The organism is Pantoea sp. Taur (assembly GCF_009830025.1).
GTDB lineage: Bacteria > Pseudomonadota > Gammaproteobacteria > Enterobacterales > Enterobacteriaceae > Pantoea > Pantoea communis.
Genome location: NZ_SZZZ01000024.1, coordinates 51,930 through 73,005, shown reverse-complemented (window position 1 = coordinate 73,005; position 21,076 = coordinate 51,930). Strand labels below are relative to the sequence as shown.

Below are 21,076 nucleotides of genomic sequence, written 5' to 3'. Positions count from 1 at the left end.
TAACCTTCTGAGGTTCATGATGGCGCAGATGGCGTACAGCCTGAAAGGCGTGGAACCTTATCAGATGAGTTTTAAGCAGTCCGCACTGTATCTGAGAAGTCATCTGAGCCTGCTACCGGGCATCTCACCGGGAAAAATACCGCGGATAATGGAAGAGATAATGGCGATGGCTCCAGGGCTGGTGCTGCCGGAAAGAAGAGTGCGGCATTACCCAAGGGCGGTAAAAAAGAGGCCACAACGTTATCCGTTGCGGCCTCCATTAAGATCTTAACTGACAAGCATTAGGCCCAAGGGCCTGATTTTTTTTGCCTATAATCTGAGAATGCGATCACGACAAGGCAATGCGGGAACCCTGTATGGCTGCTCAATCCCCGCGCGCTGTGATACTCTCAGGAGATCATTTTTTTCGCTCAGACAAGGAAGCATCATGGAAATGCAATGGCTTGATTGCCACCACAGTGAACTGAGTGCACAGCAGTTATATACCGTGCTGGCACTGCGCAATCACGTATTCATTGTGGAGCAAAACTGCCCCTATCAAGACGTAGATGGTCAGGATTTGCGAGCAGAGAATCGCCACATCATGGGCTTCCTTGACGGCAAATTATTGGCCTACGCTCGTGTGCTTACGCCCTCACTGGACAGCGCCCCGGTGATGATTGGTCGCGTGATCGTGTCCGAAGAAGCGCGTGGCCTGAAGTTGGGCTATCGACTGATGGAGAAAGCGCTGGAGAGCTGCGATACCCATTGGCCGCAACGCACTATTTATTTATCGGCGCAGGCCCATCTGGAAGGGTTTTACGGTCGTCTTGGCTTCAAAGCGGTGGGGGACGTTTACATGGAAGATAACATTCCACACATCGGTATGCAGAAAGCGTAATGGCGAGGAATACTCCTCGCCATTTATACCCGTCATACTTCAAATTACCGGTGAGTTGGCTGCCTGGCTCACCCGATTCACTGACTTGAATCAGCTCATCGGGCTCTCTTGTTTGCCGCCTTCCTGAAATTCGAACTTTTTAGGGGATATCAGCCCGGCGTCATCTGTCGGTCATCGGTGTATTTACGCTGATCCGGCGGCGGTGGGAAATACTGATACAGCCAGGTTTCACTTAAGGTCTCATCTTTGGTGCGCAGGAACAGGCGCATATCCACCGGCTTAGTGGAGTCACTGTTCGGGTACCAGTCAAACAGAATGCGGTAACCGTTAAGCGGCTCCACATACAGAATCTCAACCTGCTTGATGGTACCCGCATTCACGGTGATCACCGGCTCAATCCCTTTAGGCGCAGCGGCTTTCAGGTCGCCACCGACGAAATCAATCGCGAAGCGGCGGCACCACTGATCGGGGAAGTGCTCGCCCGGCGCCCAACCTTCCGGGAAACCGCCGATGCCGGTACGTGTGGCATCCACGCGCGCCAGCCCGCTGCGCACTGGCGGCAGTTGGCTCCAGTACAGTTTGTACTGGAAGTTAAATTCGCTGCCCGCTTTAACCGGTTCCGTTGGCTGCCAGAAGCACACCACGTTATCCAGGGTTTCACCGGTCGTCGGGATCTCCATCAGGTTGATGGCACCTTTTCCCCACTTGCCAATCGGCTCAACCCACAGGCTTGGGCGTTTGTCATACCAGCCAATGACATCCTGATAATCTTTGAAGTCGTGATTGAGCTGCAGCAGACCAAAACCACGTGGATTTTCATCTTCATAAGCATTGAACTGTAAGCGTTGGGGGTTGTTCAACGGACGTGCAATCCATTCCCCTTTTCCGGTCCACATTGCCAGACGATCGGAGTCATGGATTTGTGGATGATAGGTATTGCACATGCGACGCTCGTTGGTGCCGCAGCTAAACATACTGGTCATCGGCGAGATGCCGAGCTGACGAATGTCATTACGAGCAAACAGGTGGTTTTCCACCTCCATCACCACGCGTTTCTCTTCGCAGTGGATAGTGAACTTGTACGCACCGGTGACGCTGGCGCCGTCCAGCAGCGCATAAACCACAAAGGTGGTATCGTCGGCTTTCGGTGTTTCAAACCAGAAGGCGGTAAAGTCCGGGAACTCTTCGTGGCCGTTGCTAAAGGTGTTGACTGCCACACCGCGCGCTGACAAGCCGTACTGGAAGGTTTCATCAACCGCACGGAAGTAGCTCGCGCCGAGGAACGAGACGATATCGCGACGCGCCAGTTCTGGTTTTTTAAACGCGCGGAAACCGGCGAAGCCCAAATCGGTTTTGCCGACCAGCTGCTGGGTATCGACGTTAGCGTTATGATAGTTAAACAGTTCAGGGCGGAAGTGGATTTCGCGCGCTTCACGGCTATCGGCATCCACGGAGAACATGCGGATACGACGTTTAAAGCCCATCCCCACGTGGAAGAACTGCACATCTAACTCGCGATCGGGAATGTTGTTCCACAGCGAATGGTTGGCATCGTACTGAATTTCGTTGTAAGCCTGCGGTGTCAGATTGGCCAGGGTGTCAGGAAGCGGGCCGGGTGCGCCGCCCCAGGGCTGTTTCGCCAGCGCGGAAGCTTTCTTTTTCAGTGAGTCGAAATCGAAGCGCACTGCGGTGCCGTCGGCGATGCCATCATCGGCCCAGGCGGACTGCGCAAACAGCGAGGAGAGCCCGGTCATGCCGCTTGCGGCAGAGAGGGCCATGGACGCTTTCATAAATTTTCTACGATTCATGCCGGAAATCTAATCCTTAGCTGCTCTGGTGTGTTGTGACTGTCGTAAGACGCATTGCGTCTGGCTACAAGGGGATACGACAGTCGCGAAATTAAAAAATTCAGTCTGACAAAAATTTATCAGATTAATCAAATAAGCGAAGCAGATTTCACGCTGCAACAGCGCGGATTACGCAACTTTGCATTGAGTCGAGCAAAAACCAGCGTAATCCGAATCCCTTGCGCGCAGCAAATACCGAATTTATGACTATAGTTAAACGACGATAAGTGACGAGCATGGAGGAAGTATAACGTGTCATCTTCAGATCAATTTGAAACTCGCCTTGATGACGACCTGGCGCTACTGACAGAAACTTTGGAAGAAGTACTGAAATCGTCGGGTGATCCGGCCGATCAAAAGTACATCGAATTGAAACTTAAAGCGGAACAAGCGCTGGAAGACGTGAAGAATCGCGTTAGCCAGGCTTCTGACAGCTATTATTACCGTGCCAAAAAAGCGGCCTACCGTGCCGACGATTATGTGCATGAAAAACCGTGGCAGGGGATCGGCATTGGCGCCGCCGCTGGCCTGTTTGTCGGTTTACTGTTGGCCCGCCGCTAAATTGTCGGGGCGTAACGCTGGTTACGCCCGATTCCTCTTTTTTACCGCGTTATCCCTCTCATTTGTCTCGAATCCTTGTTTCGCATCAACGGCGATTGTGTTTCGCGTGCGCGCTTTCTACAGTAAAGCGACAGGGATAAGGAGAAAATAACGTGATACGTGTTGAAATGCTCTCAACGGGCGATGAAGTGTTGCATGGGCAGATTGTCGATACGAATGCCGCATGGCTGGCGGATGTGCTGTTCCAGCACGGTTTGCCTATGACCAGCCGCAGTACCGTTGGCGATGCGATGTCCTCGCTGGTGGAGACCCTGCAGAGTCGCAGCCAGATTGCCGATGTGCTGATTGTGAACGGTGGCCTTGGCCCAACCAGCGACGATCTCAGTGCGCTGGCCGCAGCCACCGCGTGTGGCACCGAATTGGTGATCCAGCAGGAATGGCTGGAGAAGATGGAAGCCTGGTTTGCCAGTCGTGGACGCATCATGGCGCCGAGCAACCGCAAGCAGGCGGAAATTCCGGCGAATGCCGAGCTGATTGATAATCCGGTGGGGACCGCGTGTGGCTTTGCACTTCAGCTCAATCGCTGCTGGATATTCTTCACGCCGGGCGTGCCGTCCGAATTTAAAGAGATGGTCGAGCAGGAGATCATTCCGCGTTTGAAAGCGCGTTTTGATTTACCTGAGCCGCCGCTGTGTTTGCGTCTGACTACCTTTGGTCGCGGCGAGAGTGACATTGCTGCCGAACTGGAGCCGTTACCGTTGCCGGAAGGTGTGGTAATGGGCTATCGCTCATCAATGCCAATCATTGAAATCAAACTCACCGGACCGGCCAGCCAGCGCGTGGCGATGGAGCAGGTGTGGCAGCAGGTTAAGCTGCTGCTGGCGGAATGCACTATCTTCGAAGGCACTGAAGGTTTGCCTGCTTTGTTAGCGCGTGAGTTGCAACAGCGTGGTTTCCGGCTGGCGCTAAGCGAGCAATATACGGCGGGATTGCTCAACTGGCAGCTGGCATCAGCAGACGTGCCGCTCAGCGCAGCAGAGATTCTGCCTCCTCATGATGAACCGCTGGAATCCCAGGTCGAGCGCACGCGCAATCTGGCCGCACATCACGGCACGGTATTGGCGCTGTCGGTGGGCAATCTGGAAGAGGGCGAAGTGGCGATTGCGCTGCATACGCCGGAAGCCAGCTGGGGCCAGCGCGTGAAGTTCACCCATGGGCGTCACAATGTTGAAACCCGGCAGAAAGTCGTGGCGATGATGGCGATGAACATGCTGCGTCGCTGGCTGCACGGCAGTGAAGTCAGTACCGGGCATGGCTGGATTGATGTGCTGGAAGCCGTGAAACAGTAAGTGTGTGGGCAGGCGTTGCCATGAATTTCACCGGGTCGCCATTGATGGCGACCCGGTGTTTAAATCTCGATCTCAATCTCCCCTTTGGCGCGGCAGCAGCAGGGCAAAATCTCGCCCTTCTGGATAAACGCCAACGGGGTTTCTGCGTAAGCCACTTCGCCTTTCAATAGACGCATGCGACATGAACCGCAGTAGCCTTCACGGCATTGAAACTCTACGCAGACATTGTGCGCTTCCAGTGCCGTCAGCAGATTGGGATGATCTTCTGCGCACTCCAGCCGGGAGCCGGAACTGCGCAGAATAACAACAGAACGGCTCATGCTTACAGCTGGAAGTCGTTGAAGTCGTCTTCGCCGACTTCGGCATCAATCTGACCCACCAGGTAAGAACTCACTTCCACTTCCTGCGGTGCCACCTGCACGTTATCTGATACCAACCAGGAGTTGATCCATGGAATCGGGTTAGAACGCGTCTGGAACGGCAGATCGAGGCCAACCGCTTGCATGCGGATGTTGGTGATGTACTCAATGTACTGGCACAGAATGTCTTTATTCAGACCGATCATCGAGCCACCGCTGAACAGATAATCTGCCCACTCTTTCTCTTGCTCGGCGGCTTTCTTGAACAGGTCGAAACACTCATCACGGCACTCGGCGGCGATTTCTTTCATTTCAGGATCATCTTCACCGGTGCGCAGCAGGTTCAACATGTGCTGAGTGCCGGTCAGGTGCAGAGCTTCATCGCGCGCAATCAGTTTGATGATTTTGGCGTTACCTTCCATCAGCTCGCGCTCGGCGAAGGCGAATGAACAGGCGAAGCTGACGTAGAAGCGAATCGCTTCCAGTGCGTTAACGCTCATCAGGCAGATATACAGCTGCTTTTTCAGCGCACGCAGATTCACGGTCACGGTTTTACCCGCCACTTCGTGCGTGCCTTCTCCCAGCAGATGCCAGTAGCTGGTCATCTCGATGAGATCGTCGTAATACTTCGAGATGTCCTGTGCACGCGCCAGAATCTGCTCGTTAGTGACGATGTCGTCAAACACCAGTGAAGGATCATTCACGATGTTACGGATGATATGGGTATAAGAGCGCGAGTGGATGGTTTCAGAGAACGCCCAGGTTTCAATCCAGGTTTCAAGTTCTGGAATCGAGATCAGCGGCAGCAGCGCCACGTTCGGGCTACGGCCCTGAATGGAATCCAGCAGCGTCTGATATTTCAGGTTACTGATGAAGATGTGCTTCTCGTGATCCGGCAGCGCCTGATAATCGATGCGGTCGCGTGAGACGTCGACTTCTTCCGGACGCCAGAAGAAGGAGAGTTGCTTTTCGATCAGCTTTTCAAAGATGTCATATTTCTGCTGGTCGAAACGGGCAACGTTCACTGACTGGCCGAAGAACATCGGTTCTAACAGCTGGTCGTTTTTGTTCTGCGAAAATGTGGTGTAAGCCATGGCTAAGTCCAAAAGTGATGAGGGCCGACCATTGCCGGCCCTGACAAGATAGGGCGTCTGACTAATTAAATCTTACAAGCGCCGCTTTCGCAGCCGTCATCCTGAATGGAAGGAGCCAGGTCGTCCTGCGCATCTTCCGCACCATCACGGGTGTTTTGGTAGTACAGGGTTTTCACGCCAAATTTATACGCGGTCAGCAGATCTTTCAGCAGCTGTTTCATCGGCACTTTGCCATTGGCAAAACGGCTTGGATCATAGTTGGTGTTAGACGAAATCGCCTGATCGATAAATTTCTGCATCACACCAACCAACTGTAAGTAACCGTCGTTAGAGGGCATTTCCCACAGCAGTTCGTACTGATCTTTCAGACGCTCATACTCTGGCACCACCTGACGCAGAATACCGTCTTTGGATGCTTTGATGCTGATGTGACCGCGCGGTGGCTCAATACCGTTGGTGGCGTTTGAAATCTGCGAAGAGGTTTCAGACGGCATCAGGGCAGAGAGCGTGGAGTTACGCAGACCGTGCGTAACGATCGACTCACGCAGACCTTCCCAATCCAGGTGCAACGGCTCGCTGCAAACGGCGTCGAGATCCTTTTTATAGGTGTCGATCGGCAGAATGCCCTGTGAGTAGGTGGTCTCTTTGAACCACGTACAGGCACCTTGCTCTTTTGCCAGCTCGTTCGAGGCTTTCAGCAGGTAGTACTGGATCGCTTCAAAGGTTTTATGCGTCAGGTTATTGGCGCTGCCATCAGAATAACGCACGCCGTTTTTCGCCAGATAGTAAGCGTAGTTGATCACGCCAATACCCAGAGTACGACGACCCATTGCGCCGCGTTTTGCCGCTGGGATGGGGTAATCCTGGTAATCCAGCAGTGCATCCAGTGCACGTACCGCGAGGGTCGCCAGCTCTTCCAGATCGTCGAGGCTGTCAATCGCACCGAGGTTAAAGGCAGACAGCGTACACAACGCGATTTCACCGCTTTCGTCATTCACATCGTTCAGCGGTTTGGTCGGCAGCGCGATTTCCAGGCACAGGTTAGACTGGCGGACGGGCGCGATAGCCGGATCAAACGGGCTGTGGGTGTTGCAGTGATCGACGTTCTGGATGTAGATACGGCCAGTAGAAGCACGTTCCTGCATCATCAGTGAGAACAGTTCAACTGCTTTCACGCGCTGTTTGCGGATGCTGTCGTCTTTCTCGTATTTGGTGTACAGACGCTCAAACTCGTCCTGATCGGCGAAGAACGCATCGTACAGACCTGGCACGTCAGACGGGCTGAACAGGGTGATCTCTTCACCTTTCAACAGACGGGTATACATCAGCTTGTTGATCTGTACGCCGTAGTCCATGTGACGTACGCGGTTGCCTTCAACGCCACGGTTGTTTTTCAGCACCAGCAGGCTTTCCACTTCCAGATGCCACATTGGGTAGAACAGGGTGGCTGCACCGCCACGTACGCCGCCTTGTGAGCACGACTTCACTGCCGTCTGGAAATGCTTATAGAACGGGATGCAACCGGTATGGAAGGCTTCGCCGCCACGGATTGGGCTACCCAGCGCACGAATGCGACCAGCGTTGATACCGATACCCGCACGCTGCGACACGTATTTTACGATAGCGCTGGAGGTGGCATTGATGGAATCAAGGCTGTCACCGCATTCGATCAAGACGCAAGAGCTGAACTGACGCGTTGGGGTACGCACGCCAGACATGATTGGCGTCGGCAGTGAGATCTTGAAGGTGGACACGGCATCATAGAAGCGACGCACGTAATCCATACGCGTCTCACGCGGATAACCGGAGAACAGGCATGCAGCAACCAGAATATACAGGAACTGGGCACTCTCGTAGATTTCACCGCTCACACGGTTCTGCGCCAGGTATTTCCCTTCCAGCTGCTTCACCGCAGCGTAAGAGAAGTTCATGTCGCGCCAGTGGTCGATGAAGCCGTCCATCTGCTCGAACTCTTCTACGCTGTAATCTTCCAGCAGGTGACGGTCGTATTTACCCATCTCAACCATTTTCACGACCTGATCGTACAGCTTCGGCGGCTCAAACTGGCCGTACGCTTTTTTACGCAGGTGGAAGATGGCGAGGCGAGCAGCCAGGTACTGGTAATCCGGCGCATCACGGGAGATCAGGTCTGCAGCGGCCTTGATGATGGTCTCATGGATATCAGAAGTACGAATTCCATCGTAGAACTGAATGTGGGAGCGCAACTCAACCTGAGACACGGAGACGTTATTCAGCCCTTCAGCGGCCCAATCCAGTACCCGGTGAATCTTATCGAGATCAATGCGCTCCTGGCGGCCATCGCGTTTAGTAACGAGCAGACTTTGGTTCATGTCGCGTGTTTACCTGTCCATGAAAGAGTGAGTTATCCCCCATCTATTCACAAGGTCTATGCACAAGCCGCTCGTTGTGAGTAAGCCTGTGGATAAACACTATATATAGGGGGTGCGGGAAGTTTGAACAACAATATGGTGAGTATTCTAGTCAGCATTCTGATCATCACAAGAGTTGATTTTCGCGAAAAAATCCGTCCAGGGGGGTAGCGAAATTCCTGGATCCCCATTCCATAAGGCCTGCCAATGGTGTCAACTGCCAGCGACTTTTTTTTCACTTTTTGATCGAGCGCGTGTTTATTGCTCAAAGGTTCTCATCACGGAAATTTCTGAAGTCAAAAAAGCCCTGACAAGGCCGCCAGTAGCGAACTTATCTAAAATTGCTTATGAATTTTTTGTGACCAATCCAGCCTACAAAAATGCGTGGTACGCGTCTAAAAGGAAATTGATCTGGATAGCAGTGAGTTACAAACCCGGTGCTTTCCACATCGAGGTGGTTAACCCACTGTCCACCAGGGTGAGTTGGTCGGCATAGACTTTCTGCCAGTTGGCTTTTTGCTGTTGATAGAGTTGGTGGTGTTCTGCGTTGGGGTGAAATTCGCGCTCCCAGCGTACTAATGCTTGCCCGGTTTCCTGCAAACTGCGGTAAACCCCTGCGGCGACGCCGGCCGCAATCGCGCAGCCCAGGGCAGTGGCTTCTTTCACTTGCGGCACTTTGACCGTCAGCCCCGTGACATCGCTCAAAATCTGGCTCCACAATTTGCCCTTCGCACCGCCTCCGGCAAACACTATCTGTGAGGTTTGGACACCGGAAAAGGCGGCCACCTGATCCAGATTGCAGGCCGAAACAATCGCGGCATTCTCTTCCAGCGCACGGAAGAGCGTCTGTTTATTGCAGCGTTCGGGGTCGATGGAAAGATTAATAAAGGAAGGCGCAGCGTGATACCACTTGTTGAAGTGCATTGCATCTGAGAACACCGGCATCACGCCCCACGAACCGGCGGGGACGCGTGCCGCCATCTCTTCCAGCAGGCTGTAGCAATCCACACCCAGCCGCTCCGCCAGCAGTTTCTCTTCGCCGCAAAAGGCATCACGGAACCAGCGCATCGTTAGGCCGGTAAAGAAACTGATCGCTTCCGCCTGCGCCATACCGGGGATCACATGCGGATTCACGCGAATGTTCATTTGAGGATCAATCTGCGGCTGCGGCAGATTCACCACCTGCTGCCAGAAAGTGCCGCCGAGCACCGCGGTTTCGCCCGCCTTCACGACGCCTAACCCCAGCGTCCCCAACTGCACATCACCGCCGCCCATGCCAACCACTGTGCCTTGCGCCAGCCCACACTGATGAGCGGCTTCGGCTGTCACGGTTCCCAGTTGCGTACCGGTTTCGGCCACGGGTGACAATATATCGCCGCGCAAACCCGCCATCTCCAGCAAATCAGGCCGCCAGTTTCGGGTGCGTAAATCCAGCAGGCCGGTGGTGCCCGCGTTGGAGGGATCCACTGCCAGTTCGCCACTCAGGCATTTTGCCAGCCAGTCGCTGATCATCGACAGCGTTGCCGCCTGACGATAAATATCGGGTCGATGATGCGCCAGCCATAACAGGCGTGGCATTGCCCCAAGTGCCAGGGTTTGCCCTGAGCACTGATAGATTTCATGCTCAAACTCGCCGTGATGAATCTCTTTCAGCTCACTCACTTCGCGGCTGGCGCGGGCATCCACGTTGGCACAGGCCCAAATTGCTTCGCCAGCTTTGTTATAGAGCACGATCCCTTCGCGCATGGAGCAGCAGGCCACGCTGCGAATCGCGCTGGTTGGCAACTGCGACTGTTGCAGCACCTGCTGAATACACTGACAGGCGAGTGACCAATTGTGACTCAGATCAAACTCCATCGATCCCGGCACATCGGGCAGGGCGAGATGACGCCATTCAGCCTGCGCCACAGCGACCTGCTCACCCTGAAGATTGAAAATCACGGCGCGAATACTGCCGGTGCCGGCGTCGAGCGCCATCAAATGCGGGGCGTGTGACATCGCAAAACTCCTGTTGAAACGGAAAAGTGCTCCACGCCGACGGCCCAACGGGTGTTACTGCAAAGATAGCTGTGCGCGAGGGTTTTCACCTCCAGATGAACGGCTTAGCCCACCGCTGAAAGTTTGAACTGTGATCGCTGCGAGAGTTTTATTAAACAAGCTTTACCAGGATTGCCACTTTGCCAATCGCGATAAAAAGGACAAGCCGATGGAAGTCACGCTGGTCGAGATCAACGTCAAACCCGACTGTATCGACGAATTTTTGCGGGTATTTAAGCTCAATCATTTAGGTGCGCTGGAGGAACCCGGCAATCTGCGTTTTGATGTGTTGCAGGACAGCCATGTGCCGACGCGCTTCTTTATTTATGAAGCTTACACCGATGAGGCCGCCGTGCTGGCGCACAAGAAAACGGCACACTACCTGACGTGCGTTGAGGCGTTGGAAGCGTTAATGAGCGAACCGAGAAAGAAAACCGCGTTTAAGGGGATATTCCCGCAGTAAAGCCATGATCAACTCATAGGGCCAGTAAAGCCCCGCCCGAAGAGCAAAGCGTCCGCCGCAGGGATGCGGCGGCCGATCTGCATGGATGCGTGTTTCCTTTGCGATCGGGCGGGGCTTTACTGGCCGACGCACCGTCCCCACAGCAACCACGCACCGTCCCCACAGCAACCACGCAACCACTCAATCTTGACGATGCGTATGCACCATATAATTCACATCAACACCACGTCCCAACCTGAACTGATTGGTCAGCGGATTGTAGTGCAGGCCAATCATGCCTCTCTCACGCAATGGCGTCTCATCAACCCAATTCAGCAACTCCGCCGGACGGATAAATTTTTTCACATCATGCGTTCCGCGCGGCACCATGCGCATCACATATTCGGCACCAAACACCGCCAGCAACCACGCCTTGGGATTACGGTTAATGGTCGAGAAGAACACTTCGCCGCCCGGCTTTACCAATTGCGCACATGCCAGCACCACAGAACGTGGATCAGGAACGTGTTCCAGCATCTCCATACAGGTCACGACGTCATAGGCGCCCGCATGGCTGACTGCATGATCTTCCACGGTCTGCTGCACATAGTTCACGCTCACACCGCTCTCCAGCGCATGCAACCGTGCTACTTCCAGCGGCTCCGCACCCATATCCAACCCGGTCACGTTGGCTCCTTCACGCGCCATGCTCTCCGCTAAAATACCGCCGCCGCAGCCGACATCCAGCACCTTCTTACCAAACAAACCATTGCTGTACTGGGCAATCCAGCCAAGACGCAGGGGATTGATGCGGTGTAACGGCTTAAACTCACCCTCTAAATCCCACCAGCGCGATGCGACCGCTTCAAACTTGGCAATCTCAGCATGGTCGACGTTTTGGCGGCTTTCCTGCGGTTGTTCACTCATTGAATCACGACTCCTGACAAAATATTCCCTCAGTATAAACGCTTAACTCTTGCTAGCGCATCTCTCACCTGCAAGGAAAAGCGGCATTAAACCCTGCTTTACGTTCACCGAGGGCAACCACTGTGATATACTTTCGCACCATTAAAAACCGGCATTATGTAGAGGGATAGCGGCTCCATGAGCGACCTTGCGAGAGAAATTACACCGGTCAATATCGAAGAAGAGTTAAAAAACTCCTACCTCGATTACGCCATGTCGGTCATCGTTGGCCGAGCTTTACCCGATGTGCGTGATGGCTTAAAGCCGGTGCACCGCCGTGTGCTTTTTGCCATGAGCGAACTGGGTAACGACTGGAACAAAGCTTATAAGAAATCGGCCCGTGTGGTCGGTGACGTGATCGGTAAATATCACCCACACGGTGATTCCGCGGTATACGAAAGTATCGTTCGTATGGCCCAGCCGTTCTCCCTGCGCTACATGCTGGTAGATGGTCAGGGTAACTTCGGTTCCGTTGATGGCGACTCCGCCGCAGCGATGCGTTATACCGAAGTGCGTATGGCGAAGATCTCTTCTGAACTGCTGGCGGACCTCGAAAAAGAGACCGTCGATTTTGTGCCGAACTACGATGGCACCGAGCAGATTCCTGAAGTGCTGCCGACCAAAATTCCTAACCTGCTGGTGAACGGCTCGTCCGGTATCGCCGTAGGTATGGCGACCAACATTCCACCGCATAACCTGACGGAAGTGATCAACGGCTGCCTCGCCTTTATCGAAGACGAAGACATCACTGTTGAAGGCCTGATGGAACACATCACCGGCCCTGACTTCCCGACTGCGGCGTTCATCAACGGTCGTCGTGGTATCGAAGAAGCCTATCGCACCGGTCGCGGTAAGATTTATATCCGCGCACGCGGTGAGATTGAAACCGACGCAAAAACCGGCCGCGAAACCATCATCGTCAATGAAATCCCTTATCAGGTAAACAAAGCGCGCCTGATCGAGAAAATTGCCGAGCTGGTGAAAGAGAAGCGTGTGGAAGGCATTAGCGGCCTGCGCGACGAATCCGATAAAGACGGTATGCGTATCGTTATCGAGATTAAACGCGATGCGGTCGGCGAAGTGGTGCTCAACAACCTCTATTCCCTGACGCAACTGCAAGTCTCCTTCGGCATCAACATGGTGGCACTGCATCAGGGCCAGCCGAAGATCATGACGCTGAAAGGCATCATTGAAGCCTTCGTGCGCCACCGCCGTGAAGTGGTGACGCGCCGTACCATTTTCGAACTGCGCAAAGCGCGTGACCGTGCACACATCCTTGAAGGTCTGGCCATTGCGCTGGCCAACATCGATCCGATTATCGAACTGATTCGTCGCGCACCAACGCCAGCTGAAGCAAAAGCGGGCCTGTTGGCACAGCCATGGGATCTGGGCAACGTAGCCACCATGCTGGAGCGTGCGGGCGATGACGCAGCACGTCCAGAATGGCTGGAAGCGCAGTTTGGTATTCGTGACGGTCAGTACTACCTGACTGAACAGCAAGCTCAGGCAATTCTGGATCTGCGTCTGCAGAAACTGACCGGCCTTGAGCACGAAAAGCTGCTCGACGAATACAAAGAGCTGCTGGACCAGATCGCAGAACTGATCCACATCCTGCAGAGCGCCGAGCGTTTGATGGAAGTGATCCGCGAAGAGCTGGTGGCAATGCGCGACCAGTTTGGTGATGAACGTCGTACCGAGATCACCGCCAACAGCGCCGACATCAACATTGAAGATCTGATTAATCAGGAAGATGTTGTGGTCACGCTGTCGCATCAGGGTTATGTCAAATATCAGCCGCTGACCGACTATGAAGCGCAGCGTCGTGGTGGCAAAGGCAAATCCGCAGCACGTATTAAAGAAGAAGACTTTATTGATCGTCTGCTGGTGGCCAACACCCATGATACCATTCTGTGCTTCTCCAGCCGTGGCCGTCTCTACTGGATGAAAGTTTACCAGCTGCCAGAAGCGAGCCGTGGCGCGCGCGGTCGCCCAATTGTTAACCTGCTGCCGCTGGAAGCCAACGAACGTATCACCGCCATTCTGCCGGTGCGTGAATACACCGAAGGCTTCAATATCTTCATGGCGACCGCTGACGGTACCGTGAAGAAAACTGCCCTGCAGGAATTCAGCCGTCCACGTAGCGCCGGTATTATCGCCATCAACCTGCGTGAAGATGATGAATTGATCGGTGTTGCGCTGACCAACGGTAGCGATGAGGCCATGCTGTTCTCTGCTGCGGGTAAAGTGGTGCGCTTCTCTGAGACTGCGGTTCGCGCCATGGGCCGTTCGGCCTCTGGTGTTCGTGGTATCAAGCTGGCTGAAAGCGATAAAGTGGTTTCACTGATCGTGCCACGTGAAGAGGGTGCCATCCTCACCGTGACCCAAAACGGTTACGGCAAACGTACGGCCAACAGCGAATACCCAACCAAGTCACGTGCAACCCAGGGTGTGATCTCGATTAAAGTCACCGAACGTAACGGACCGGTCATCGGAGCGGTGCAGGTGGTGGATGGCGATCAGATCATGATGATCACCGATGCCGGTACGCTGGTGCGAACCCGCGTATCAGAAGTCAGCGTGGTCGGTCGTAATACCCAGGGCGTGATTCTGATTCGTACCGCTGAAGACGAAAACGTTGTGGGTCTGCAACGTGTTGCTGAGCCGGTGGAAGAGGAAGAACTCGACGCCATCGACGGCAGCGTCGCGGAAGGCGAAGACGATATCGCGCCGGAAGTGGACAACGACGACGACGCACCCGAAGCGGACGAAGAAGAGTAATCCGCAGCGGTGAACAACAGCGGCAGGTCAGGGCAACCGACCTGCCGTTTTTTATCTGAGTTTTACTCCCAAAGTCGCGCACCAACTGGCTTTTTCGGGCCGATAAAGCTAGTGTATGAGGGTTTTTCAACTTCCTGACAACCCCTTACCGCCAGTGAGTCTCTTTTGAAATATCTCGTCTCCTTTCGCACTACGCTTCGCATCTCGCGCTATCTGTTCCGTGCGCTGGCGCTGCTGCTTTGGACGTTGGGTGCGTTGCTGACCACCTTCTTCATCATCAACGTACTGCACGAAAAAGAGAACGCGGTTCGCCAGGAATTTGACACCAATTATGGCCAGGCGGAATGGTATGTACGCCACTCGGCCGACGTCATGCGTGAACTGAAATACATCACCGAAAACCGCTTAAGTAACAGTAGCAACGGTTTGGACGTGCTGAATGGCCTGCCTGCCGGTAAAAGTACCTTGCCACAGTTCACGCCGCTGTTTTCTGATGGTGATTGCACTTCAATGAGTAACACCTGGCGTAACTCGCTCGATTCGCTGGGTTACTTCATCAACTACTGGAAAAGTAACTTCACCTCCGCTTACGAACTCAACCGGGTGTTCTTTATTGGGGGTGAAAACCAGTGTCTGGCCGATTTCGCCATTGGTAACAACAATTCAGTCGATCGTGAACGGAGCCTGAAAGCCCTGCGCGAGCGGGTGCTGCACTATCGCAGCGGCAACGAAGAAGAGCGGCGTAATCCGATGTACTGGATTACGCCGAGCAGCCAGCCTGGTGTCGGTAATTTCTATATGGTGATGCCGGTGTATGTGGCCAACAAGCTACAGGCGTTGCTGGGCGTGGAACAAAATATCCGTCTTGATGAGTTTATTCAGCCGGGCGGCTTGCCGCTGGTTGCCACCATTACTGATGAGAACTACCGTCCGTTGCTGAGTTCGCGTCGCGGTGGCCCCGGCTACTCTTTTGACGATCTGCCGGATGACAGCACCTGGTTTGGTTATCTTGATAGCTATCGCCAGTTAGTCCTGAAGAAACCGCTGCCGCCGTCCAATCTTAACGTGGTGTGGTCACTCTCTACTGACGTGCTGGTGGATCAGCTCAAGCTGATGCTGATTAACGCGCTGTTGCTGAATATCTTCAGCGCATTGATCTTGTTCACGCTGGCATGGATATTCGAACGCCGTATGTTCCTGCCAGCGGAAGATAACGCACATCGGCTGGAAGAGCACGAGCAGTTCAACCGCAAAATTGTCGCTTCGGCGCCGGTCGGCATCTGTATTTTGCGCACTAGCGACGGCACCAATATTCTGAGTAACGAACTGGCTCACAACTATCTGACGCTGCTGACGCAGGAAGATCGTCAGCGCCTCAATGAGATTATCGGGGGCCAGCAGGTCAACTTTGTCGATGTGCTCACCGGTACCAATACCAACCTGCAAATCAGCTTTGTGCATTCACGCTATCGCAATGAAAACGTAGCAATTTGCGTGCTGGTAGACGTCTCAGCGCGTGTGCGCATGGAGCAGTCGTTGCAGGAGATGGCGCATGCGGCAGAGCAGGCCAGCCAGTCCAAATCCATGTTCCTTGCCACCGTCAGTCACGAACTGCGCACTCCGCTGTACGGCATCATCGGTAACCTCGACCTGCTGCAAACCAAGTCGTTGCCAAAAGGTGTGGAATCGCTGGTGACGGCGATGAACAACTCATCGAGCCTGCTGCTGAAAATCATCAGTGATATTCTCGACTTCTCGAAAATTGAGTCGGAGCAGCTGAAGATTGAGCCGCGCCCGTTCTCGCCGCGTGAGGTGGTCAATCACATCGCCAGCAACTATCTGTCGCTGGTGGTGCGTAAACGTCTAACGTTATATGTGATGATCGAAAATGATGTGCCGCTGACAATGGATGGCGATCCAATGCGTCTGCAGCAGGTCATTTCTAACCTGCTGAATAACGCGATCAAGTTCACCCATACCGGCTGCATTATTCTGCATGCTTATGTCAAAGATGGGTATTTAGCCTTCCGCGTGCGCGATACCGGCGTCGGTATTCCAGCGAAAGAAGTGACGCGTCTGTTCGATCCCTTCTTCCAGGTGGGCTCTGGCGTGCAGCGCAACTTCCAGGGCACCGGGCTGGGTCTGGCAATCTGTGAAAAGCTGATCAACATGATGGACGGTGATATTGAGGTCGACTCTGAGCCGGGCATGGGTAGCCAGTTTATCATCCGTATCCCCATTTACGCTGGACAACAGCCTGCGCCGCCGCTGCTGGATGGTTTGCAGGAAAAAGCCATCTGGCTGGATATGCGCAATGATTATCTCGCGGTCTTCCTGCTGCGTCTGTTGCAGCAACAGGGCATTGCGATCGCGCATTATCAGGGTAATGCCGGTAGCGACGATGTGATTATTAGCGACCATCAGGATACGGTGTCACAGTCCGTGCGCGCGCAGATTCACATCTGCGGTCAGCACATCGACATGCCGCAGGAAACCGCGCCGGGTCAGTGGGTGCAGAGCAGTGCGATGCTGCACGATCTGCCTTCATTACTTGGCCGCATCTATCGCCTCAATATTGATAGCGAAACCAGCACGCCGTTGCAGTTGGCCGCACCGCAAGAGGCCAACCGTTACGATGACATTATGGTATTGATTGTTGATGATCACCCGATTAACCGTATGTTGCTCTCCGAGCAACTCGGCACACTGGGCTATCAAACCAAAACTGCACAGGATGGGGTCGATGCGCTGAATGTGCTAAGCCGTAATCACATTGATATTGTGCTGAGTGACGTCAATATGCCGAATATGGATGGTTATCGCCTGACGCAGCGCCTGCGTCAGCTGGGCCATGCCTTCCCGGTGATTGGGGTGACAGCCAATGCGTTGGCAGAAGAGAAGCAGCGCTGTATGGATGCCGGGATGGATAATTGCCTATCCAAGCCTGTTACGCTTGATGTGTTGAAATCGACGTTGGCAATCTATGCCGAGCGGGTAAGAAAAAGCAGGAAAGGGTAGTACAGAAGAACAGGCGCACCGAAGTGCGCCTTTTTTACATCTTAATCTCTTTCAACCTGAGTCGCGCTCACGGAAGAGAGGTAATTCAGCAGGGCGATATCATTTTCCACCCCGAGCTTCATCATCGCCGATTTCTTCTGGCTACTGATGGTTTTGATACTGCGGTTCAGTTTCTTAGCGATTTCCGTTACCAGGAAACCTTCGGCAAACAGGCGCAGAACTTCACTCTCTTTCGGCGACAGACGTTTGTCACCGTAACCGCCAGCACTGATTTTCTCCAGCAGTTTCGCCACGCTTTCAGGCGTATATTTTTTGCCTTTCTGCAGGGCTGCCAGCGCTTTTGGCAGATCGGTCGGTGCACCTTGCTTCAGTACAATCCCTTCGATATCCAGATCCAATACGGCGCTCAGGATCGCTGGGTTATTGTTCATGGTCAGAACGATAATTGAGAGATCCGGATAGTGACGTTTGATGTACTTAATCAGTGTGATGCCATCACCGTATTTCTCGCCTGGCATAGAGAGATCGGTAATCAGAACGTTAGCATCCAGTTTGGACAAGCTGTTAATCAGTGCTGTTGAGTCTTCAAACTCACCTACAACGTTGACCCATTCGATCTGTTCCAGAGACTTACGGATACCGAACAGAACAATCGGATGGTCATCGGCAATAATTACATTCAGGTTATTCATCTTATGGGTTACCTTGCTGCAGCAGTTGGTTGACGTATGCGTCAATTTCACTGGTGGTATTTATAATGGTTAAATCTTCACATAGTTTTATGTGATTTTCTAACTCTTCACAAAGCTGTTTACCTGGAACCAGATTTAGCATGGCGAACACGCCTTTCAGGCGATGTGCAGTCTGAGCAAGCGAGGGATAATCCTTCTCCGCTGCCTCAGTATACAGTCTCTTCACATCAGGCGGTACTGTCTCGGTAAACAGCTGGAAATAGCCTCCGCTCAACAGCGGCGTGGCAGCCTCATCTTCACTACTTTCCTCCATCAAATCATGAGCCATTTGCTTTTCAATCAGTGCCAGCAGCGCGTCAAGCAGCGCATTGCTGAGATTGAAATTGACCCGGTATTGCTGATCGTTCAATGCGTGGTGACCCATTTCGTCACCGGCTAATAGCAGAGCCCAGCCATTGAGGCGGGCGGGATCGTCAGTGATCAGCACATCATGATCCTGACCGGATAAACGTTCGTCAGAGGTCAGGCAATTCGCTCCCCAGTTTTCTAACTGGCGGCAAACAATTTTGTGCACATCCTCGACGGCGATATCGACCAGTGCGGTTACACCTTCCAGCAGCTTCTCTTCCTGCTCGCCTTGTAGTTCCAGCGCGAGGGGCAGTTGAATATTATAGCGTGTGCCGATATCGGGTTTGGCGATGATCTCCAGCTGGCCACCCATTTGCTTGCACAGCTGCTTGCAGAGGAAAAATGCCATGCCAGAGGCCTGACCGTAACGATCCTGGGTGGTTTCGCCCAGATACGGGAAATCAACATTGGCCAGCTCATCGACACTCAGGCCTGAGCCGGTATCCACCAGTTGCAGCAGCACTGAGTTAGGTTTGTTCTCGCTGGCCTTAATCTCCAGCGTAATTTTGCCCCACTGCGTGGTGGTGAGCGCATAGTGCATCAGGGTGGTCAGGACTTTGCGCAGTGCACGGCGATCGCCAAAGCGCATCTCGTCGTTGGCCAGATGGTTGTTGACCACCAGCGCCAACCCTTTACGGCGCATCAGCGGTAGGCTCTCTAGCGCGATGTCATCCAGCAACTCCTGCAAATTGAACACGCTAGCATCCGGCGACCAGTCGTGTGCTTCCAGGCGGTTCAGCAATACAATGTCATCGACCAAACGAGACAGGCCCTGACTTTCATCAAGCAAATCCAGCACGCTTTCGTCTTCATCACGCTGGCTGAGTTGCACCAGTTGCGCCACCATACTCTCTAGCGGACGGTTGAGGGCGTGGCCGAGATTTTGCATCAGCTGCTGACGCATCTGATGATTACGATCCAACACTTGCTGTGCCTTCTGCAGTTTTTTATTCACCAGCAATTCACGGTCCTGATCGCGCATCATAAACAGCTGAGTATGCGGTGACAGCACGCTACGGGCGTGGCGGATCTCATACACCTCGTTGTTGATGGTGGCCTGCAGCACGCCCTGATGCTGATCGGACATATTGATGATTTTCTGCAGGTTCAGATGGGGTAACAGATGCTCAGCAATCTTGTTGCTCAACAGCGTGCGATTGGTAGCGAAGTCATACACCAGCAAACCCACCGGCAGGCTCGCGACAATCTCTTCATTCAGCATGCGCAGCGAATCTAACTCGGCGCTTTGGTTCTCGTTCGGGCGCAATGACTGCTGACGCAATAAGGTGATGCCGGCAATCGAGAGCAGTAACAGCACCAGATTGATCAACAGCGGCCACATCAGATTATGCAGGGTATCCAAAGCGAGGCTGGTGAGCGGCACGCGATATACTAACTGTAACGAAGTGCTGGGCAGTGACGCCGCAATGACGAGATTAGGATTCGCCAGTGAAACAGATGTCGTTTCGCTAGTGGCATCGTCGCTGCTGGTGCTGGAAGATTGCGTGGCATCCTGAATCAACTGGAAATTTTCCAGCGGCATGCTGTGCGGGATCAAATCGTTGATCGGCAGATCAAAAGCGACCACCGTGGCGAGGTGACCAGGCTGGTTGAAGGTGGTGCGCAGGGTAAAGTAGTGATCGTTCTGCCAGGCGAAATGGCGCAGCGGTGAGAAGCTTTCACGTTCGTCCAGCGCATTGGCCTGTTGCAGCATCTCGGCACGGCGGCTGTCGACCAGCGTATTGATGGCGCTCTCTTTATAACGCGTTGCCATATCTTTTAATGGCAGCGTCGAGATCATGATCAGGCTGTTGTCCTGGCCATTGAGGAAATACATCGACCAGCTGGGATTCTCTGCACCCCACAGCGTATCGAGGTAGTTGGACATGCGCATCGTCATATCCAGCGTGCTGCTGTCGTGGGAGCCAAAGATCAGCGCCTCCGTTTTACGGCGCGTCTTTTCCAGGTAGTAAACATCCGGGCGCAGGCGGGTTTCCAGAAGATTGGTGTTGGGTGCAGATCCGGCCGCACTGGTGGCGAGATTTTCATAAATCTGCCAGGTCGCGAAACGCGAAGCGTCGATGCGTTTTTGTACGGCACGCGCTAAATCGGTCATCGCGTAACGCTTCTCAGTAAGCCAGGCGTTAACACTGTTGTGCACCATAGCTCCCAGGGCCAGAAACAGCACCAGGTTGAACACCACGAAGAAGCGGGTGACGTTACCCGAGGTCAGCGGAAATTTGTAAGGCAGCATA

Annotated in this window: 14 protein-coding genes and 1 pseudogene; 7 read left to right on the top strand and 8 right to left on the bottom strand. The window is 53.7% G+C overall.

Going from position 1 to position 21,076, the window contains the following annotated elements; genetic code table 11:
- Together FD744_RS25685 and FD744_RS22625 are read left to right on the top strand one after the other, a co-directional pair.
- A pseudogene (locus tag FD744_RS25685) lies at nt 1–271 on the top strand (IS4 family transposase); the annotation flags it as partial.
- Nucleotides 272–427: 156 nt separating this feature from the next.
- On the top strand, nt 428–880 hold the full coding sequence (locus FD744_RS22625; RefSeq protein WP_097116582.1) for a GNAT family N-acetyltransferase: 453 nt from the start codon (nt 428–430) through the stop codon (nt 878–880).
- Between the two features lie 149 nt (nt 881–1,029).
- On the opposite strand, the gene FD744_RS22620 is transcribed toward FD744_RS22625, so the two are convergent.
- Nucleotides 1,030–2,688 carry a glucan biosynthesis protein D gene (locus tag FD744_RS22620; RefSeq protein ID WP_045813641.1) on the bottom strand — a complete coding sequence of 553 codons (1,659 nt, stop codon included), beginning with the start codon at nt 2,686–2,688 and terminating at the stop codon, nt 1,030–1,032.
- A 291-nt stretch (nt 2,689–2,979) separates the two neighbouring features.
- Between FD744_RS22620 and elaB the strand changes: the two genes are divergently transcribed.
- Both elaB and FD744_RS22610 read left to right on the top strand, forming a co-directional pair.
- The gene (gene elaB, locus FD744_RS22615; RefSeq protein ID WP_034825045.1) at nt 2,980–3,288 is read left to right on the top strand and encodes a stress response protein ElaB; all 309 of its coding nucleotides are present in this window, start codon (nt 2,980–2,982) and stop codon (nt 3,286–3,288) included.
- A gap of 152 nt (nt 3,289–3,440) precedes the next feature.
- Nucleotides 3,441–4,637 carry a nicotinamide mononucleotide deamidase-related protein YfaY gene (locus tag FD744_RS22610; RefSeq protein WP_160869516.1) on the top strand — a complete coding sequence of 399 codons (1,197 nt, stop codon included), beginning with the start codon at nt 3,441–3,443 and terminating at the stop codon, nt 4,635–4,637.
- A 59-nt stretch (nt 4,638–4,696) separates the two neighbouring features.
- On the opposite strand, the gene yfaE is transcribed toward FD744_RS22610, so the two are convergent.
- From yfaE to lsrK, 4 genes are all read right to left on the bottom strand, one after another.
- Entirely contained in the window at nt 4,697–4,957 is a 261-nt protein-coding gene (yfaE, locus tag FD744_RS22605; protein WP_058961303.1) for a class I ribonucleotide reductase maintenance protein YfaE, read from the bottom strand.
- Nucleotides 4,958–4,959: 2 nt separating this feature from the next.
- Entirely contained in the window at nt 4,960–6,090 is a 1,131-nt protein-coding gene (gene nrdB, locus FD744_RS22600; RefSeq protein WP_034825039.1) for a class Ia ribonucleoside-diphosphate reductase subunit beta, read from the bottom strand.
- A 65-nt stretch (nt 6,091–6,155) separates the two neighbouring features.
- Complete coding sequence (nrdA, locus tag FD744_RS22595) at nt 6,156–8,441, bottom strand: class 1a ribonucleoside-diphosphate reductase subunit alpha (RefSeq protein ID WP_097116584.1); 2,286 nt, start codon at nt 8,439–8,441, stop codon at nt 6,156–6,158.
- A 465-nt stretch (nt 8,442–8,906) separates the two neighbouring features.
- Nucleotides 8,907–10,478, bottom strand: a complete 1,572-nt coding sequence (gene lsrK / locus FD744_RS22590) for an autoinducer-2 kinase (RefSeq protein ID WP_160869514.1) — start codon at nt 10,476–10,478, stop codon at nt 8,907–8,909.
- Between the two features lie 208 nt (nt 10,479–10,686).
- Between lsrK and lsrG the strand changes: the two genes are divergently transcribed.
- The gene (gene lsrG / locus FD744_RS22585; RefSeq protein WP_160869512.1) at nt 10,687–10,980 is read left to right on the top strand and encodes a (4S)-4-hydroxy-5-phosphonooxypentane-2,3-dione isomerase; all 294 of its coding nucleotides are present in this window, start codon (nt 10,687–10,689) and stop codon (nt 10,978–10,980) included.
- A gap of 180 nt (nt 10,981–11,160) precedes the next feature.
- Here lsrG and ubiG read toward each other — a convergent pair whose 3' ends face one another.
- Nucleotides 11,161–11,886 carry a bifunctional 2-polyprenyl-6-hydroxyphenol methylase/3-demethylubiquinol 3-O-methyltransferase UbiG gene (ubiG, locus tag FD744_RS22580; protein ID WP_160869510.1) on the bottom strand — a complete coding sequence of 242 codons (726 nt, stop codon included), beginning with the start codon at nt 11,884–11,886 and terminating at the stop codon, nt 11,161–11,163.
- A gap of 177 nt (nt 11,887–12,063) precedes the next feature.
- Between ubiG and gyrA the strand changes: the two genes are divergently transcribed.
- Nucleotides 12,064–14,703, top strand: a complete 2,640-nt coding sequence (gyrA, locus tag FD744_RS22575) for a DNA topoisomerase (ATP-hydrolyzing) subunit A (RefSeq protein WP_034825018.1) — start codon at nt 12,064–12,066, stop codon at nt 14,701–14,703.
- 165 nt (nt 14,704–14,868) lie between these two features.
- Complete coding sequence (gene rcsC / locus FD744_RS22570) at nt 14,869–17,721, top strand: two-component system sensor histidine kinase RcsC (RefSeq protein ID WP_160869508.1); 2,853 nt, start codon at nt 14,869–14,871, stop codon at nt 17,719–17,721.
- A gap of 41 nt (nt 17,722–17,762) precedes the next feature.
- On the opposite strand, the gene rcsB is transcribed toward rcsC, so the two are convergent.
- Nucleotides 17,763–18,413, bottom strand: a complete 651-nt coding sequence (rcsB, locus tag FD744_RS22565; RefSeq protein ID WP_034825012.1) for a response regulator transcription factor RcsB — start codon at nt 18,411–18,413, stop codon at nt 17,763–17,765.
- A 1-nt stretch (nt 18,414) separates the two neighbouring features.
- Nucleotides 18,415–21,072: a phosphotransferase RcsD gene (rcsD, locus tag FD744_RS22560; RefSeq protein ID WP_160869520.1), complete on the bottom strand. Its 2,658-nt coding sequence runs from the start codon at nt 21,070–21,072 to the stop codon at nt 18,415–18,417.
- Between the last annotated feature and the right edge of the window lie 4 nt (nt 21,073–21,076).

Bases quoted from the DNA above. Each gene is read 5' to 3' on its own strand.
- rcsB (WP_034825012.1), bottom strand. From the start codon at position 18,413: ATGAATAACCTGAATGTAATTATTGCCGATGACCATCCGATTGTTCTG.
- lsrG (WP_160869512.1), top strand. From the start codon at position 10,687: ATGGAAGTCACGCTGGTCGAGATCAACGTCAAACCCGACTGTATCGAC.
- nrdA (WP_097116584.1), bottom strand. From the start codon at position 8,441: ATGAACCAAAGTCTGCTCGTTACTAAACGCGATGGCCGCCAGGAGCGC.
- yfaE (WP_058961303.1), bottom strand. From the start codon at position 4,957: ATGAGCCGTTCTGTTGTTATTCTGCGCAGTTCCGGCTCCCGGCTGGAG.
- nrdB (WP_034825039.1), bottom strand. From the start codon at position 6,090: ATGGCTTACACCACATTTTCGCAGAACAAAAACGACCAGCTGTTAGAA.
- FD744_RS22620 (WP_045813641.1), bottom strand. From the start codon at position 2,688: ATGAATCGTAGAAAATTTATGAAAGCGTCCATGGCCCTCTCTGCCGCA.
- FD744_RS22625 (WP_097116582.1), top strand. From the start codon at position 428: ATGGAAATGCAATGGCTTGATTGCCACCACAGTGAACTGAGTGCACAG.
- ubiG (WP_160869510.1), bottom strand. From the start codon at position 11,886: ATGAGTGAACAACCGCAGGAAAGCCGCCAAAACGTCGACCATGCTGAG.
- lsrK (WP_160869514.1), bottom strand. From the start codon at position 10,478: ATGTCACACGCCCCGCATTTGATGGCGCTCGACGCCGGCACCGGCAGT.
- gyrA (WP_034825018.1), top strand. From the start codon at position 12,064: ATGAGCGACCTTGCGAGAGAAATTACACCGGTCAATATCGAAGAAGAG.